General features: G+C 53.9%; 17 protein-coding genes, 1 tRNA gene and 1 pseudogene. 6 read left to right on the top strand and 13 right to left on the bottom strand.

Going from position 1 to position 16,239, the window contains the following annotated elements:
* Positions 1–17: 17 nt before the first annotated feature.
* A complete protein-coding gene (gene sulA / locus OVA10_RS16960; protein ID WP_181827581.1) occupies positions 18–527 on the bottom strand; it encodes an SOS-induced cell division inhibitor SulA in 510 nt (169 codons plus the stop codon).
* Positions 528–745: 218 nt separating this feature from the next.
* Here sulA and OVA10_RS16955 point away from each other — a divergent pair, with 218 nt between their 5' ends.
* The gene (locus OVA10_RS16955) at positions 746–1,372 is read left to right on the top strand and encodes a TfoX/Sxy family DNA transformation protein (protein WP_248859929.1); all 627 of its coding nucleotides are present in this window, start codon (positions 746–748) and stop codon (positions 1,370–1,372) included.
* On the opposite strand, the gene yccS is transcribed toward OVA10_RS16955, so the two are convergent.
* Both yccS and OVA10_RS16945 read right to left on the bottom strand, forming a co-directional pair.
* Complete coding sequence (yccS, locus tag OVA10_RS16950) at positions 1,329–3,491, bottom strand: YccS family putative transporter (RefSeq protein ID WP_268196490.1); 2,163 nt, start codon at positions 3,489–3,491, stop codon at positions 1,329–1,331. The two genes, OVA10_RS16955 and yccS, sit on opposite strands and share 44 nt — an antisense overlap.
* A gap of 19 nt (positions 3,492–3,510) precedes the next feature.
* Positions 3,511–3,957 carry a YccF domain-containing protein gene (locus tag OVA10_RS16945; RefSeq protein WP_100780681.1) on the bottom strand — a complete coding sequence of 149 codons (447 nt, stop codon included), beginning with the start codon at positions 3,955–3,957 and terminating at the stop codon, positions 3,511–3,513.
* A gap of 123 nt (positions 3,958–4,080) precedes the next feature.
* On the opposite strand from OVA10_RS16945, the gene helD reads away from it, so the two are divergent.
* Complete coding sequence (gene helD / locus OVA10_RS16940) at positions 4,081–6,135, top strand: DNA helicase IV (RefSeq protein WP_248859933.1); 2,055 nt, start codon at positions 4,081–4,083, stop codon at positions 6,133–6,135.
* Between the two features lie 42 nt (positions 6,136–6,177).
* On the opposite strand, the gene mgsA is transcribed toward helD, so the two are convergent.
* Complete coding sequence (gene mgsA, locus OVA10_RS16935) at positions 6,178–6,636, bottom strand: methylglyoxal synthase (protein ID WP_268196489.1); 459 nt, start codon at positions 6,634–6,636, stop codon at positions 6,178–6,180.
* Between the two features lie 87 nt (positions 6,637–6,723).
* Positions 6,724–7,386: a curli synthesis inhibitor gene (gene csgI, locus OVA10_RS16930; RefSeq protein WP_100780678.1), complete on the bottom strand. Its 663-nt coding sequence runs from the start codon at positions 7,384–7,386 to the stop codon at positions 6,724–6,726.
* A 173-nt stretch (positions 7,387–7,559) separates the two neighbouring features.
* On the opposite strand from csgI, the gene OVA10_RS16925 reads away from it, so the two are divergent.
* The gene (locus OVA10_RS16925) at positions 7,560–7,973 is read left to right on the top strand and encodes a CoA-binding protein (RefSeq protein ID WP_100780677.1); all 414 of its coding nucleotides are present in this window, start codon (positions 7,560–7,562) and stop codon (positions 7,971–7,973) included.
* Between the two features lie 35 nt (positions 7,974–8,008).
* On the opposite strand, the gene hspQ is transcribed toward OVA10_RS16925, so the two are convergent.
* Together hspQ and rlmI are read right to left on the bottom strand one after the other, a co-directional pair.
* Entirely contained in the window at positions 8,009–8,326 is a 318-nt protein-coding gene (gene hspQ / locus OVA10_RS16920; protein ID WP_268196488.1) for a heat shock protein HspQ, read from the bottom strand.
* A gap of 60 nt (positions 8,327–8,386) precedes the next feature.
* Positions 8,387–9,577 (bottom strand): 23S rRNA (cytosine(1962)-C(5))-methyltransferase RlmI, encoded by a 1,191-nt coding sequence (gene rlmI / locus OVA10_RS16915; RefSeq protein WP_268196487.1) that lies wholly within the window; start codon positions 9,575–9,577, stop codon positions 8,387–8,389.
* 94 nt (positions 9,578–9,671) lie between these two features.
* Between rlmI and yccX the strand changes: the two genes are divergently transcribed.
* A complete protein-coding gene (gene yccX / locus OVA10_RS16910; protein WP_100780674.1) occupies positions 9,672–9,953 on the top strand; it encodes an acylphosphatase in 282 nt (93 codons plus the stop codon).
* Here yccX and tusE read toward each other — a convergent pair.
* Entirely contained in the window at positions 9,950–10,279 is a 330-nt protein-coding gene (tusE, locus tag OVA10_RS16905) for a sulfurtransferase TusE (RefSeq protein WP_268196907.1), read from the bottom strand. The genes yccX and tusE overlap by 4 nt on opposite strands.
* Positions 10,280–10,366: 87 nt before the next feature.
* Positions 10,367–11,026 (bottom strand): FtsH protease modulator YccA, encoded by a 660-nt coding sequence (gene yccA, locus OVA10_RS16900; RefSeq protein ID WP_100780672.1) that lies wholly within the window; start codon positions 11,024–11,026, stop codon positions 10,367–10,369.
* Positions 11,027–11,292: 266 nt separating this feature from the next.
* Between yccA and OVA10_RS16895 the strand changes: the two genes are divergently transcribed.
* Together OVA10_RS16895 and OVA10_RS16890 are read left to right on the top strand one after the other, a co-directional pair.
* Positions 11,293–12,921, top strand: a complete 1,629-nt coding sequence (locus tag OVA10_RS16895; RefSeq protein WP_107703911.1) for an ABC transporter substrate-binding protein — start codon at positions 11,293–11,295, stop codon at positions 12,919–12,921.
* 145 nt (positions 12,922–13,066) lie between these two features.
* Positions 13,067–13,154 (top strand) — tRNA-Ser (locus OVA10_RS16890).
* 379 nt (positions 13,155–13,533) lie between these two features.
* Here OVA10_RS16890 and OVA10_RS16885 read toward each other — a convergent pair.
* The 4 genes and pseudogenes from OVA10_RS16885 to OVA10_RS16870 all read right to left on the bottom strand — a co-directional run.
* Positions 13,534–13,850: pseudogene (locus tag OVA10_RS16885) on the bottom strand (BRO-N domain-containing protein); the annotation flags it as partial.
* A 270-nt stretch (positions 13,851–14,120) separates the two neighbouring features.
* Positions 14,121–15,140, bottom strand: coding sequence for a tyrosine-type recombinase/integrase (locus OVA10_RS16880; RefSeq protein ID WP_268196486.1), 1,020 nt, complete (start codon positions 15,138–15,140; stop codon positions 14,121–14,123).
* Positions 15,079–15,357 carry a DUF4224 domain-containing protein gene (locus tag OVA10_RS16875; protein WP_268196485.1) on the bottom strand — a complete coding sequence of 93 codons (279 nt, stop codon included), beginning with the start codon at positions 15,355–15,357 and terminating at the stop codon, positions 15,079–15,081. The genes OVA10_RS16880 and OVA10_RS16875 overlap by 62 nt, the downstream gene beginning before the upstream one ends.
* A 77-nt stretch (positions 15,358–15,434) precedes the next feature.
* Positions 15,435–16,154, bottom strand: a complete 720-nt coding sequence (locus OVA10_RS16870; protein ID WP_268196885.1) for a BRO-N domain-containing protein — start codon at positions 16,152–16,154, stop codon at positions 15,435–15,437.
* Positions 16,155–16,239: the final 85 nt, after the last annotated feature.

Raw genomic sequence — 16,239 nt, 5'->3', positions numbered from 1 at the left:
AATACTCTTAAATTTACTCAATGATACAAATTAGAGTGAATTTTTAGCCCGGACAGGTGTCCTCTGCCGAGAGAATCAAGACGAATTGGGCGCATAATGAACCCGATCGCATCACCTTCTTCAGCAGCTTCAGCCAGACGAAAATGCTCTTCCTCCGTCAATTCCTCTGACAACCAACCGATTACCACACTGTAATTTCCGGTGCGCAAAGCGCGAACCATCGAATCAACCGTATGACATGGCGAAACCAGGCTGCTTTGCATCATTTTGGTGAGCGGCAGACCCGCCGACTGCACCCATTCGCGGCTCAATTTCTGCTGCGGGGTTAACCACAGCTGCCAGCGTGACTGCTGACCAAGTTGTTGTAAAAGCGGCAATAAAAGCAGCTGCGTCATCAAGGGCTGGTCTTCGCGATATACGATTTCACTGATCAAACCGGTAGACACACGCCCGGAGGTTTTCTGCGCGCCATTACCCGCGGAAGAAGAAAAAGAGGTTAAGCGATTTGCATAGTTTGAAGTGTGCATAATCATTCCAGCCCTGTAGTTACTGTATGAATATACAGTAACCCCTGTACGTCTAAAGATCAACCTCATTTTCGGAAAGCGTCTCGCAAAATTGGTTCGATATTGGCGTGTCCTGCAAAATAATCTTGCCGAGTGACAATAAGTTTTCTATTTTCCTGCTAACGGATCCGGTAGTAAGAAAAACACATCGTTAATGTTTGATTTATATGGTGAATATCATGAAAAAGATATCTTATGAACGGATCTATAAGTCCCAGGAATACCTCTCTCCGTTGGGTGAAATCCATCATCGTGCCCTTTTCGGCGGGTATACCCTGGCGGTGAATGAAGCCGTGTTTGCGATGGTCTCTGATGGTGAGCTTTACCTGCGTGCCTGTGAACAAAGCGCTCAGTACTGTGTAAAACAGTCCTCTTCATTTTTAACCCTATTAAAACGGGGCAGGCCTGTACTACTGAACTATTACCGGGTGGATGACGGGCTATGGCAGGACAGGGAAAGGTTATTGCAACTTTCCAGTTTTGCACTTGAAGCCGCCCGTCAGGAGCGCTCTCTACGGCATCAGAGGCGGCGACTTAAAGATTTGCCCAACCTGACGTTTCAGATTGAAGTGCTTCTCTGCGAAGCTGGCGTCACCAGTGAAACCATGCTGAGGGCGCTAGGGGCAGAGGAGTGCTGGCTGAAAATCCGGGCCAGAAATAAGAACCTGGGGATCAGAGTGTTGTTTGCGCTGGCAGGGGCAATAGAAGGAACGCATGAAGCTGCGCTCCCGACGGTCAGACGCCGGGAGCTAACGGAGTGGTTTAATGCGCTTCCTTTACTCCCGGATAATCATTCCGATAGGTAGCAATCTGCTGCTGCAACCGGCAGATTTCGGGCAGAAGTGCAATGAGCAGACCGATTTGTTGGAGTATGAGTGGCGCCTTGTTATCCGAACCAGGATCGCAATGCGCAATGCGCTGGCTCAGTTCGTCTATGGCACTCTGCACGCGCGGTTCGTCTGCGGGACGATGATGGAGAGCATCGTCAACGTAGCATACCGCGTCATCCAACAGTGCGAGGATGTTTGGATCGGTTAGCTGCTCACGATGCGCGCCCAACGTTGAAATGTAACTGGTGAAGGTGTGGTTCAGACACAGCAGACGAAAGGCGACTTCCCGGATTTCTGCGGTAGCACGCGGCTCCGTTGACATGTTTGACACCACCGACGCCAGTTCTGCATCGCGGTTATGGGCATCCCGTCGGGCAATGCGATACGCCAGACGGTTATCGCGGCCCTGATGATATTGCTCAAGGATCGCATCCAGATAGCGACAGTTCGCATTCATGGCGAGATCCAGGGCGCGTGGCAGATTGCGAAAACGCCAGTCCGGCCAGATAAAACTGACCGCGGCCCAGGCAATCGCGCAGCCTATCAACGTATCGATCACGCGTGGCAGGGCGACTTCGAACCCTTCGCCCAGCAGGTTAAAGCACAGCAGCACCAGCAGGGTAATAAACATGGTGGCATGGGCATACTGAACATTTCGGAAGGCGAAGAACAGCACGCCCGTAATGACTATCAGGATGAGTTGCCCTTCAACGGAAGGAACAAAGTACAGCACGGGCAGGCCGATTGCGACGCCGACCAGCGTGCCGATTACGCGTAGCGCGAGTCGATGGCGGGTGGCGTTATAGTTCGGCTGGCAAACAAACAGGCTGGTGAGCAAAATCCAGTAGCCGTGATGCAGGCCGGTTATCTGGATAAAGGCGTAACCGACGCACAGCACGGCAGACATTCTCACGGCATGGCGGAACAGCGCCGATTCCGGTGTGAAGTTGCGGCTTAACCGCAGCCACATATCCGCGAAGCCGTGCGGACTGTCATCGGCAAGCTGATTTTCGACCTCACTACCCGGCACTGACAGCGCCTGTTCAGACTGAATTGTCGCGAGCTGCGCATCGATGGCGCGTAAATTGCTGAGCAAGAACCCCAGCGCTTTCATCTGTTCTGGCGATGTGCCGCTGGCCTGCACCCGATCGAGCGCCGCATCAAGATGGCTGAACGCACGCTCGAAGCGAGGATCGTGCTGGTAGGGGGTACGCAGCAGAATCGATCGTGCAAGTTGCTGGCAGGCCTGAGACTGCATCGACAGCATCCGCTGGAAGCGGAACATCACGTCGCTATAGCGAAACTTCTCGCGCAGCGCGGCGTACTGGATATGCGATGAGCTGGCGCGTTCATGTATATCCTGGGCGACGAAGTAGTAATGCAGCGTTTGCCGCGTGCCGCGCTGGCCGCGATCGCCACGAAGACGCGTCAGCAGAGAGGCTTTGGTTTGATTCAGCGTGGTAACCAACTGGCCGTTAGCCAGCGCCAGATCGTAAAGCGGCGCCTGGCTCTCTTCTTCAATGTCCGGATCGAAGAGCCTGGATTTAAGTTCCAGGTAGTGCGCCAGCTGTTCATAGCTGCGGGCGAGGTTATCCTGCAAAGGGCGAATCGGAAAGATAAGGTGCCCGGTTAAGGTGAGCAGGTTATACCAGATTGCGCCCACCAACAGCAGCAGGGGCTGTTGGTACCACTGGTCGTAGAGGGAAACGCCCAGCATGGTATAGATCGCAATCAGCAACGCGCCAAAGGCAATGGTGGCGTAGCGCTGCCCCAGCCCGCCCAGCAAAATAAAACCGCTGGTGGAGATCATCAGCCCAAGGGCAAAAAGCCAGGGCCACGGGAAGAGCAGTTCTACAGACGCGGAGGCGATGAAAAAGCAGATCAGCGTAATCACCAGGTTACGCAGCCGCCCGGCCAGACGATCGTCCAGATCCGCCAGTGCTCCGGCTACCACTCCCAGAGTGAGAGGGATCGTGAGCTTAATCTCACCCAGCCACCACGGCACGGCAGCCGCACCGCAAAGCGCGATAAAAATCCTGACGTTATAGAGCCAGGCACTGTTCCATGTGTATCTGCGAAGCAAAGGGCTTAGCATAAAGGCGGCGTATCCTTATTTACTGAAAACGACGACGGGCATTGGCTTCGCGTGCGGCCTGGGCGACTTCCACGGGAACCACGCGGCGACCGACGGGCCAGAGCGCAATCGCGGCAATCTTGAAGTTGGCGATACCGACCGGGATACCAATAATCGTAATACACTGGGTAATCCCGACCGCGATGTGCATCAGGCACAACCACCAGCCAAAGAAGATCAGCCATAAAATATTAAGCAGCGTGCCGCCCGTATTCATCAGCACACTTTTGCTGTCCGGGTTGAGTTCATCAACGTGAACCGCTTCATTTCCGTAGGGCACCAGCGAGAGTTTGGTGATCTCCCAGCACGAACGCGTCAGGGGAAGCGTGAAGATCAGCACGATGCTGACCAGAGTGGCGAAAAGCCAGGAAAGAGTGGTGGCAAAACCGCCAAGGACAAAATTCAAAATATTCAGAACGGTACGCATAAACTCTCACTTCCTTTCGATATGATTAAAGCCTGATGATTGTAACGTTTTTTTAGGCTGGAGCACCTGAAAACTGGCGGTTAAACTAATGAGCAAACTATCACTTCGTGGATCAGGCTGGACATGGAACTAAAAGCAACATCATTAGGCAAGCGCCTGGCGCAACATCCGTACGACAAGGTTGTCCTACTCAACGCCGGGGTGAAAGTTTCCGGCGAACGCCACGAATATCTTATTCCATTCAATCAGTTGCTGGCCATTCACTGCAAGCGCGGCCTGGTGTGGGGCGAGCTGGAGTTCGTCCTGCCTGCCGATAAAGTCGTGCGTCTGCACGGTACGGAATGGGCTGAAACTCAGCGCTTTCATCATCATCTGAATTCTCTCTGGCAGCAGTGGAGCACAGAGATGAGCCTGGTGGCCGAGCAGGTATTGCAGCAGGTTTTGGCGGATATCGCGGAGAGTCAGGAGCAAAAAAAATGGCTGACCCGCGCCCAGACGGCGGGGATGCAGCAGCGCATTCAGCAGGCGCTGACCGCGCTGCCACTGCCTGTTTCTCGTCTTGATGAGTTTGAAAACTGCCGCGAGCCGTGGCGCAAATGTAAAGCATGGCTGACGGATATCGATCGAAGCCGACTGGCGCACAACCAGGCCTGGACGGATGAGATGCTGGCCCAGCACGCTGAGTTTTTCAAAAATATCGAATCGTCGCCGTTAAATCCGGCTCAGGCGCGTGCGGTGGTGAACGGAGAGCACTCGCTGCTGGTACTTGCGGGTGCGGGCAGCGGTAAGACCTCTGTGCTGGTGGCGCGAGCTGGATGGTTGCTCGCCCGAGGTGAAGCAACGGCGGATCAGATTTTGCTCCTGGCCTTTGGCCGCAAGGCGGCGCAGGAGATGGACGAGCGCATTCAGGAACGTTTGCACACGCGTGATATCAGCGCGCGAACCTTCCATGCGCTGGCGCTGTATATTATCCAGCAGGGCAGCAAAAAAGTGCCGGTTATCAGTCAGCTGGAAAACGACACCCAGGCCAGGCTGTCGCTGTTTGTCACCACATGGCAGCAGCAATGCAGTGAGAAAAAGGCGCAGGCAAAAGGGTGGCGGCAGTGGCTGGAAGAAGAGTTGAACTGGACTGTGCCGGAAGGCAGTTTCTGGCAGGATGAGAAACTGGCGCGCCGTCTCGGTTCGCGCCTCGATCGCTGGGTGAGCCTGATGCGCATGCACGGTGGCTCACAAGCGGAGATGATTGAGAATGCGCCAGAAGAGGTGCGGGCCCTGTTTTCCAAACGCGTCAAACTGCTAGCCCCGCTTCTCAAAGCCTGGAAATCAGCGCTGAAAGAAGAGAATGCTGTGGATTTCTCGGGGTTAATTCATCAGGCAATTATCATCCTCGAAAAGGGGCGTTTCGTGAGTCCGTGGAAGCATATTCTGGTGGACGAGTTTCAGGATATCTCCCCACAGCGTGCGGCGCTGCTGGCGGCGCTGCGCGCGCAAAACAAACACACCTCACTCTTCGCGGTGGGCGATGACTGGCAGGCAATTTATCGCTTTAGCGGCGCGCAGCTGTCCCTGACCACGGCGTTTCACCACTATTTTGGCGAGGGTGACCGCAGCGATCTCGACACCACGTACCGTTTTAACTCGCGCATCGGCGAAATCGCCAACCGCTTTATTCAGCAGAACCCCCATCAGCTGGTGAAACCCCTGAACAGTCTCTCCGCCGGGGATAAAAAAGCGGTGACGCTGTTGCCCCAGGATCAGCTGGAACCCTTGCTTGATAAGATGAGTGGGTATGTCAAAGCCGAGGAGCGGATTTTAGTCCTGGCGCGCTATCACCACCTGAAACCGGCGATCCTCGAGAAAGCCGCCACGCGCTGGCCAAAACTTACGCTCGATTTCATGACCATTCATGCCAGCAAAGGGCAACAGGCAGATTACGTGATTGTACTGGGGCTGCAGGAGGGGAGTGACGGCTTCCCGGCACCGGCTCGGGAATCAGTGATGGAGCAGGCGCTGTTGCCTGTGGTAGAGGATTTCCCGGATGCAGAAGAGCGACGTCTTCTGTATGTGGCCATCACCCGCGCACGGCATCGCGTCTGGCTGCTGTTTAACAAAGACGAACCTTCACGCTTCGTGGAGATTCTGAAGAATATCGATGTGCCGGTGGCGAAGAAACCTTAAGGATAAAAGCCGGGACAGGCGGAGCCGCCGCCCGGCAAACACTTACTTCAAGCGCTCAGCCAGATAGCGCGGATAATCCGGAATCAGGATCTCAATCGGCGCGTTGAACTGCGGTGACTCAATAATAAAGTCCGCCGTAGAGAGGTTAGTGGCGACCGGGATATTCCAGACGGTGGCCAGGCGCAGCAAGGCCTTCACATCCGGATCGTGCGGCACCGCGTTCAGCGGGTCCCAGAAGAAAATCAGCACATCAATTTTCCCTTCCGAAATCTGCGCGCCCACCTGCTGGTCGCCACCCATCGGGCCGCTCAGCATGGCGTTCACGTTTAATCCGGTTTCACGTTGGATCAGATTGCCGGTGGTGCCCGTTGCCGAAAGGATGTGCTTTTCAAGCAGGGCCTTGTGGCGCTGAACCCAGTTCAGCAGCATTTTTTTGCAGTGATCGTGCGCGACCAGAGCAATGTGTTTGCGCTCTGGCAGGGTACGTGTCGTCAGTTCCATAATCTCTTTCCGTCAGGTTCAGGTTAACTGGCTACACGATGACGGGAACCGCCTGAGGCTGCAAGAGAAAGGGCAAAAAAATGCGGCTTAAGACGAAGGTTGTTGCTTTGCCCACTGTAAAAATCGCGTGCGGGTGTCGGGATCGGCCTGCTGGAACCAAAATTTGAGACGCTGCTCGGTAAGCGTCTGCGACTGCGGCGGAATAACGTCCAGCTCCGAAACACCGGACAGCAGCGTGCTGTCATCCGCCATCATGGTTGCAAATTTCGGCAGTGACGCCGTTTTACCCGCTTTGTTATAGCGCTCCGTATCCGCTTCGTAATCCAGCCCCTTTGGCGTTTTGGTGAGGGCGAGAATATCCAGTTTCACCGGAATGGGCATCGCATCGCCATCGAGCAATTCCAGTTTCGGTGCGGCCTCAAAAGCGTCGGACTCTTTTTCCGTTTCCAGCCGCGGTAGATTAAAATTAACTTGACTGATCTTCTGAGTGTTGAAGCTCACCACCAGCGGCGGAGAGATATAGAGACGTTGTTCGTGGTTGGAGAGGCGAATGTTTTTTTCGACGCGAAAGACGATCTGGTGCGGCCCGTTATCCAGCTCAATGCTGTCGGCACCGCGCAGGAGCGAACTGGACACTTTTTTACCGTCCAGCACCAGCAGATCGATGTCGGTAGATAATCGCAGCGTCGTGGCATATACGCAGACCGGCATCAATAATGCAATCACAGCAGAGGCAATGCCGGTCTTCATAGGATGCTCCTGTCGAAAAGTCTTTCGTCGTAATAATGTATCTAAATTTTTCGATAAACACGTTTACTAACATATAGACATATTCCCGGGTTTTGCCCTCATACAGATGTATGGGATGAATGGTTGCCTGATGTGCTTTGACGTACACTTAGAAAAAAGCCAGGAGAAACATTATGAAAGAGAACGATATTGTCGGCATTCTGACCTCGACCCATACCATCGCGCTGGTGGGCGCCAGTGATAAACCCGATCGCCCGAGCTATCGGGTGATGAAATATCTTCTCGACCAGGGCTATCACGTCATCCCCGTGTCACCAAAAGTCGCGGGTAAAACTCTGCTGGGGCAGCAGGGGTATGCCACTCTCGCGGATGTGCCTGAAAAGGTAGATATGGTAGATGTGTTCCGTAACTCCGAGGCGGCCTGGGGTGTGGCGCAAGAAGCGATTGCCATTGGGGCGAAAACCTTGTGGATGCAGCTGGGCGTGATTAACGAACAGGCGGCCGTGCTGGCGCGTGATGCGGGATTAAACGTGGTGATGGATCGCTGCCCGGCGATTGATATTCCGCGTCTGGGTCTGGCGAAGTAATAAAAAAAGCCCGAGCGATTCGGGCTTTTTTCAGGTTAGTTCCGCAGGCGCGGGGCCTGGAGCTGATTGCGGATGGTCTGGGCCAGTTCATCCATTGAAGGCTGCTCCGGATGTTCCTTTTGCAGCTCACTGCTTAACTGCGCTTCGGCGAGATAAGTGTGAACCGGCTCGCCATCGTCGTCTTCCATAACCACATGGTACCAGGGTGCGGCGCGAAGCTCGGCGTTTACCGCCAGCTCATCCGCTGACGGTTCATCAAGGGAGTATTCCGGGTCAATATCCACCACCACACCCAGATACCCTAACAGGGAGTGGCGCACCTGCTGGCCGATACCGTATTTGCTGGCAATCATAGTCACCTCCCGGGAAATGTTACTTACATCCGATGTATGGGCAACATTCCACTTTTCAAGCTACATGACGCGACAGGCAAACCCTTTCAGATACAGCCCTTCCGGGTAGGTAGCGATCACCGGATGATCGGCCGCCTGACGGAACTGCTCTATAAATTGTACATCACGGCCCGCATCTACAGCGGCATCTGCGATCAGTTTCTGAAATAAATCGGTGGTCATCAGGCCTGAGCAGGAGAAGGTCAGCAAAATACCGCCTGGATTGAGCAGCTGAATGGCAAGCATGTTGATGTCTTTATAGCCACGGCAGGCGCCCATCAGCTGGCTTTTGTTTTCCACGAACTTCGGCGGGTCCATCACGATGACATCGAATTTCTCCCCCTGATCGCGGTATTTGCGCAGCAGCTTGAACACGTCATCGCGGACAAATTCGGCTTTGCTCAGATCCAGCTTGTTCAGCTCAACGTTCTGTTTCGCCACGTCCAGCGCTTCCTGCGAGGTGTCGACGCTGACCACCTGGCTGCACCCGCCCATCAGTGCCGAAACGGCAAATCCGCCGGTGTAGGAGAAGCAGTTCAGCACGCGTTTATTCGCAACGTACTGGCGCGTCGCCAGGCGGCTGTCGCGCTGATCGAGGTAATAGCCGGTTTTATGGCCACCCCGGATGTCGACGTACAGCTTCATACCATGCTCTTCAATAGGCAGCAGGGCAGGCGGCAGTTCACCGGTGACCGGACCTTGCGTCAGCTCCATCCCCTCTTTTTTACGCACTGCGACATCGCTGCGATCGTAAATAGCGCAGTCTGGGTAAAGGCCCTGCAGGGCACTGATTAACGCGGCGCGCTGATACTCTGCGCCTGCGCTCAGGAGCTGAAGCACCAGGAAGTTGCCGAAGCGGTCGATGGTCACGCCCGGCAGACCGTCGGACTCGCCGGCAATCAGTCGATAGCTGTCCAGCCCGTCACGTTTCGCCAGCCAGTCACGCCACTCCTGCGCCTGCTGTAAACGGCGGGTGAAGAAGGCGATATCGATGGTTTCGTCTTTATCAAAGCTCCAGACACGCGCACGGATCTGTGAAGCAGGCGAGTATGCGCCGCGCGCTAACCATTTCCCCTGATGGTCAACAATATCGATGGTTTCACCGAGGCTGGCTTTCCCTTCCATGCGGGCAACGGCACCAGAAAACACCCAGGGATGACGGCGCAATAATGATTTCTCGCGCCCTTTGGCTAACACTAAACGTACACTCATAATTTGCTATTCTGTTGATTCAATGAATTGGCGGCCATTTTCCCGAGTTCAGTGGGGAAATGCAACGCGCCAGACAGGATTAAGGGGAACGATGATGTCAAAAGTCTGCACAATCGCCTGGGTTCACGGCACCGTTCAGGGCGTCGGGTTTCGCTACAGTACGCAGCGCGAAGCGTTACAGCTTGGGCTGACGGGCTATGCGCGCAATATGGATGACGGCAGCGTGGAGGTGGTGGCCTGTGGCGACGCTGAGCAAGTCGAAAAACTGGTCGCCTGGCTGAAAGCGGGCGGGCCACGTAGCGCGCGGGTTGAAAAGGTATTAACCGAACCGCATCAACCCGGCCGCGACTATGTGGATTTCGGTATTCGCTATTAAATACACTTCACGGGCTTGGGCAAACCGGCGATTTTGGTCGCCTGTTTCGCTGGCCCTTTCGGGAACAGGCGATACAGATAGCGGCTATTGCCTTTCTCTTCGCCAAACTTGTTGGCCATCGCCTTCACCAGCATACGGATGGCGGGAGAGGTGTTGAATTCCAGATAAAAGTCGCGCACAAAGCGCACTACTTCCCAGTGCTCCGGCGTCAGGGTAATAGCCTCTTTCTCGGCAATCACCTCTGCAAGGCCTTCGCTCCACAGGCTGCTCTCTTTCAGATAGCCGTCGTTATCGGTTTCTATCTCTTTACCTTCAAAGCTCAACATAGTCATTCACACGTCAATCGAAAACCCGCGCAGTGTACCAAAAAACAAAGCCCCGCATAAGCGGGGCTTGATTCGACGCACTGTCTGTTAATCGCGGCTGGCGAAGCCCAGGATGCTCAACAGGCTGACGAAGATGTTGTACAGCGACACATACAGGCTCACGGTAGCGCGAATGTAGTTCGTTTCGCCGCCGTGAATGATGTTGCTGGTTTCATACAGGATCGCCCCGGAGGAGATCAGGATGAACACCGCGCTAATCGCCAGGTGCAGGGCAGGCAGCTGCAGGAAGATGTTTGCCACCATGCCGACCAGTACAATCACGATACCCGCCATCAGCATTCCGCCGAGGAAAGACATGTCTTTACGGGTCGTCAGGACGTAAGCGGAGCAGCAGAAGAACACCAGTGCCGTACCACCCAGCGCCATGCCAATCACATCACCCATCCCCGCAGACAGATAGGCGTTGAGGATCGGTCCCAGGATATAACCCAGGAAGCCGGTGAAAGCGAACGCAGACAGAATACCAATCGGTTTGTCAGCGGTTTTGTAGGTCAGGAACATCAGACCATACATGCCCACCAGTGTCAGAATCAGGCCCGGAGACGGCAGCATCAGCACGGTGCTGGCCGTTGCGGTAATGGCGGAAAACGCCAGGGTCAGGCTGAGCATGAAATAGGTATTGCGCAGCACTTTGTGGGTGCTGAGTAGCGATGTGCGGTCGCGTGAAGAACTAATAATACGATCCATGAGTCACTCTCTTATGACAGATGTAATTAACGGCAAGAATAAGAAAGGTCTTGCCAGTTACAAAGTGGTTTTACCCATCTTTACTCAGCACCTTAAGGCCTGTGCTGGTGCTTTGTTTCAAAGAAATCCATTTCAACAGAATGAATATCGGTTTGACGAATTTAATCAGATCAACATCTTATAGGTTACTGAAAAATATTGCCTTATTTATCTTTGAGCGCTAAGAGTGAATACGCATCGTCAAAAACCCACAATAAGGCGAAACAATGAAATCAGCATCACGCACTCACTTTACACTCTCTTTACTGACGGCAGGGATCTTGTGCGCCAGCACAACGGCCTGGGCGGCCAGTGTACCAGCAGGAACGCAGCTGGCAGAGAAACAGGAACTGGTCAGGAATAACGGCAGTGAGCCGGCATCGCTCGATCCCCACAAAGTCGAAAGCGATGTCGAATTCAATATTATCAGTGATTTGTTCGAAGGGCTGGTGAGTGTCTCACCGGCGGGGGAAATTCAGCCGCGCCTGGCAGAGAAATGGGAAAATAAAGACAACACCGTCTGGACCTTCCACTTGCGTCCTGGCATCACCTGGAGTGACGGCTCTGCGATTACCGCTCAGGATATTGTCTGGAGCTGGCAGCGTCTGGTTGATCCTAACACCGCGTCACCCTACGCCAGTTACCCTGGCAACATGCATATTGTGAATGCGACCGATATCGCGCAGGGCAAGCAAAAGCCCGACACGCTGGGCGTGAAGGCGATTAACGACACCACCCTCGAAGTGACGCTGACACAGCCGAATGCGGCGTTCCTCGCCATGCTGGCGCACCCGTCGCTGGTGCCGGTCGATAAAGTGCTGATAAGCCGCTTCGGCGACAAGTGGACCAAACCCGAGCACTTTGTCAGCAGCGGCGCGTACAAACTCTCACAGTGGGTGGTCAACGAACGCATCGTTGCTGAGCGTAACCCGCGCTACTGGGATAACGCCCACACGGTGATCAATAAAGTGACGTATCTGCCAATCACTTCTGAAGCCTCGGACGTGAACCGCTACAAAGCGGGTGAGATTGATATCGTCTATACGGTGCCCATTAACCAGTTTGCCCAGTTGAAGAAAACGCTGGGCGCAGAGCTGGATGTCTCCCCGCAGCTTGCCACCTATTACTACGAATTCAACACCACCCGACCGCCGTTCAACGACGTGCGCGTGCGTAAAGCGTTAAACATGGCTCTGGATAAGGACATTATTGCCGAGAAAGTATTAGGGCAGGGACAGCGCCCGGCATGGGTGATCAGTCAGCCGGACATCGGCGGCGTGAAACTTAAGGCGCCGGAGTACGCGAGCTGGCCAATCGACAAACGCATCGCAGAGGCGAAAAAACTGCTCAGCGAAGCGGGATTCAACGACAGCCATCCGCTCAGTTTCAATCTGCTCTATAACACGTCGGAATCCCATCAGCGTATCGCCATCGCCGCCAGCTCAATGTGGAAGAAAAATCTCGGCGTGGAAGCGAAGCTGCAAAATCAGGAGTGGAAAACCATGCTGGACACCATGCACACGCACAATTTTGATGCCGTGCGCTACGCCTGGATTGCCGACTACGATGACGCCGCGACCTTCCTGAACAATTTCCGCACCGGCGACAGCGAAAATACCAGCCAGTACAGCAACCCGGCCTATGACAAGGCGCTGGTGGATGCGGCGAAAGCGAAAACCACCGAGGAGCGCGGCAAGTTCTACCAGCAGGCGGAAGACCTGTTGGGCCAGGATGTGCCCGCTATTCCGGTGTATCACTACGTCCGTACGCATTTAATTAAACCTTGGGTGGGTGGATTTACGCCGGATAAACTGGGTTATTACTTCACGAAGGACATGTACATCAAAAAGCATTAAGCCGGAAATGGGCTATTTTGTGCTGACAAAATAGTCAATGCGTTGTTATTTCAATCGATTAACACCGTTTTGGCTATTTTTGAAGCAAACGAACACATTGATGCTTTACACGAAGTGCGGAGGTGTTTATAGTGCGCCCCATACCGGAAGCGTGGCCGAGCGGTTGAAGGCACCGGTCTTGAAAACCGGCGACCCGAAAGGGTTCTAGAGTTCGAATCTCTACGCTTCCGCCAAACAAAACAAGGGCTTACAGAAATGTAAGCCCTTGTGCTTTTGGGGTGTTGGTATACTGTTGGTATATTTTGTTGGTATATCCCCGGTGAATCAGTGTTGCGAAAGCAGCAAATTAATATCCGCGATCGTCATTTTTTTCAGTTCTTCCCGCGTAAAAAATACCAGCCCGCGCATCTCCAGCCACTCCATCATTCCTTCCGGCGTGATCACAATGTCACGACTCGAAAGTGTCCTGCTGAAGATCGGCTTAAAATCCTGGTAGTAAATTATTTCAGCGCGGTTGGCGTAGTCGTCGCAGAAGGCATATATCTCGCCCGGGCGACGCTCTGTCCATTCTGTCGATGGTGTCGACCGAACAGGTTGAACGACAGGCTCACCAACTTCACGATCCAGTATGTCCAGCACCCAGCGGCGGAATTCTTTGGCAACTGGCGTTCTGGCGAACATGGCGATCAGGTGAGCGCCGCGCAGCGAGAAAATGCGGACTTTTTTCTGTAATTCCCTGAGGTCACTGATTCAGTGACCTGAGTCATTTCCGGTGTAAACTCGTCTTCATTCTGGTTATAAAGGTTGCTTATGGATTTTGTGCTGGAGTACTCGAGTGCCTCTGCGATCTGTGATGATGTTAACCAGAGCTTATTGTCGCGGATGGCTGGCGTGAAAGTATGGGTACGAAATGTGAGTTCGGTATTCATGAGATAATCCTATTCTGAACAGGTTATCACCACCGATGAGTTGCAAATCTCGATTGGGTGGTGAGACGTACAGGGTTTGCAATACCGGGAATAGGACCGGCGCGGATCTCTCCGCCCCTGCACGCCCCACCATAATGCGAAGGTGTGGCAAAGCAAACGACAATAAAAAAGACGCTGGCGCGTCTGTTGTCGCCTATCCATCCGGGTTGCAAATCCCGACGCCAGATTTTGCTGGCGTGGGTGGACTATAATCCCGGACGAGAATTTTTGTCAATTTTTTGCGACCATTGGCAGATCTAGCGACGGAGTGACTTTTACCTTGCGGTCATAGACCAGCACCTGACTTTCCGTTTTGTGGCCGGAGAAAAGTTGCTTATCCCGGCTGCTGCCCTCGTAATCCGAAATCCCCTTCGCTTTGATATCGTGGAACGTGCAGCCAAACGGTGCGCCAGCTTTCTGCTCTGCCGCGCGCTTTGCGGCGTTCCACCAATTGTTCAGCGTCTTTGGCGTTACTTTGCCGCCCTGGCTGGTGGCGATCACGCAATCTCCGCTGGTGCCGAACGTATTACGCGCCAGCTGCAGGGCGCTGCGCAGGCGAGGGGACCACTCTTTAATCTGCTTCGCGCCGGTTTTGTTCTGCTCGATGTAGATCCCGTTGTCCATCACCTCATTCCAGCGCAGCTCGAGAACATCACCCAGGCGCGCGGCGCACAGATAAGAAATTTCCATCGCTACCCGCAGGCCGGGGATCGCCTCGGCATAAATCGCCGCATACTGCTCATCAGTGATATAGACCGTCCGCGCCTCCGCCGTAAATTTCCGCACGCCTTTGCATGGATTTCCTTTCGCATACCCACGCTCAAACCCCCACCCATAAACGCGGCTCAGACTCGCCAGCTCGTGATTGGCCTGCGTCTTACTCTCCATCCCGCGCTTATCCATAAAAACCCGCACCTGCTCGATCCTGACGTCATCCGCCCGCATTTTACCGAACACAGCCAGCAGGGCTTTTTGCTGCTGCCGGTAGTCTTTCTGTGTACGCGGCGCCAGCTCGGTAAACGTCGGTGATTCAAGAAACAAATTCCACAGCTTTGCTACCGTCATCACGTCGTTGCGTTTTGCTTTTTCTTCTTCGTATCGCTGCCAGAGTTTTGACATGCTGGTGCCGGTGATCGGCGCCAGGGTAACGCTATGCTTAGTGCCTTTCGGCTTCCACACGTAGCTGTATTTATTTGGCCGCACGCGCGGAGGCAGCCGGTTGTCCTTTGGATCTTTGCGTGGTCTTCCCATTTTCCAGTGCTCCAAAATCTGGTTCGGTGGAAACAAACTCATCAATCCGGGGAAGAGCACCGGCGGCCGCAACATGCTTGCGCAGGACAATCGGACGATTGTTACTGGCTGGCTCAAACGGAATACCGTGGCATCGCAGCATGTTCTGTTGCGCCGTGTAGCGCCTGTAACCGGTGATTTCTTCCACTTCCTGTGGTGATAGTGTCAGTTTGTACATCGGCCATTCTCTTTATGGCCAGCCACCAGGATACGCGCAGCAGCTGGCGCAGGTTGATTAACAAAAATCAGTCGCGCTCACAGCCCTGAAATATCGATGTTATAAATCGCCATCCATGCCTCTGCTGGATACGAGTTCAGCGGAACAGACCGGTAATGTGGCGTCAGGATCTCTACTGGCAGATTGTGATAGCTGCAGTAGTTAGCCAGGTTCTGCCAGCGATACTTGCCAGGAATCGTCGCCTTTACATGGGCGATGGTGGCATGCCGGAAGCCTTCGCCTTTGCTGTGCTTGTATTTGTTGTGCTGCATGACGTGATTGCCGTAAGAACCGCGAACAGACTTGAATTGATCGTCTTTTTTCTCCAGCAATTTTTCAGCATCCTCCGCCCGCCGGGCCTGTTGGGCCGCCTCAAGGAGCGCGTCAGAATAGGTCTGCGGTATCAGGTTGTACCCGCCGGTTTTACGAATGGTCGGCAGCACTTCCGATGTAACCCATTTTTTAAAGCGCTTTGCTTCAGGCTTTTGCGAACCCAGCACGGCGTTATAGAGTCCAGACTCAGTTATAAGCACCTGATTATTCTGGGAACAGCGATCAAAGCGGGTCTGCTTTTCATCGTCATCCAGCCGACGGGTCATGTCGGTAGCTTGCCCATAACCAAGAATTTCAGCCACGTCTTTTGCAACAAACCACACCTCACCAATCCCATCGCTCATAGTGCGAATGGCGTGCCCATCGAAATCAAAATCTTTCACTACAGTTAATTCGGTCATTTTTTCTTCTCTAAATTTAGTCATCAATCAGACGATCCATAACGCACACAGCAATACCTGCAACGGCTATAACAACAATGAGAACGGACATCACAATTAACGGAACCAG

It is taken from the genome of Lelliottia sp. SL45, from assembly GCF_026672535.1.
GTDB lineage: Bacteria > Pseudomonadota > Gammaproteobacteria > Enterobacterales > Enterobacteriaceae > Enterobacter > Enterobacter nimipressuralis.
The sequence above is the reverse complement of the archived record's forward strand: the minus strand, read 5'-3'. Positions and strand labels throughout refer to the sequence as shown.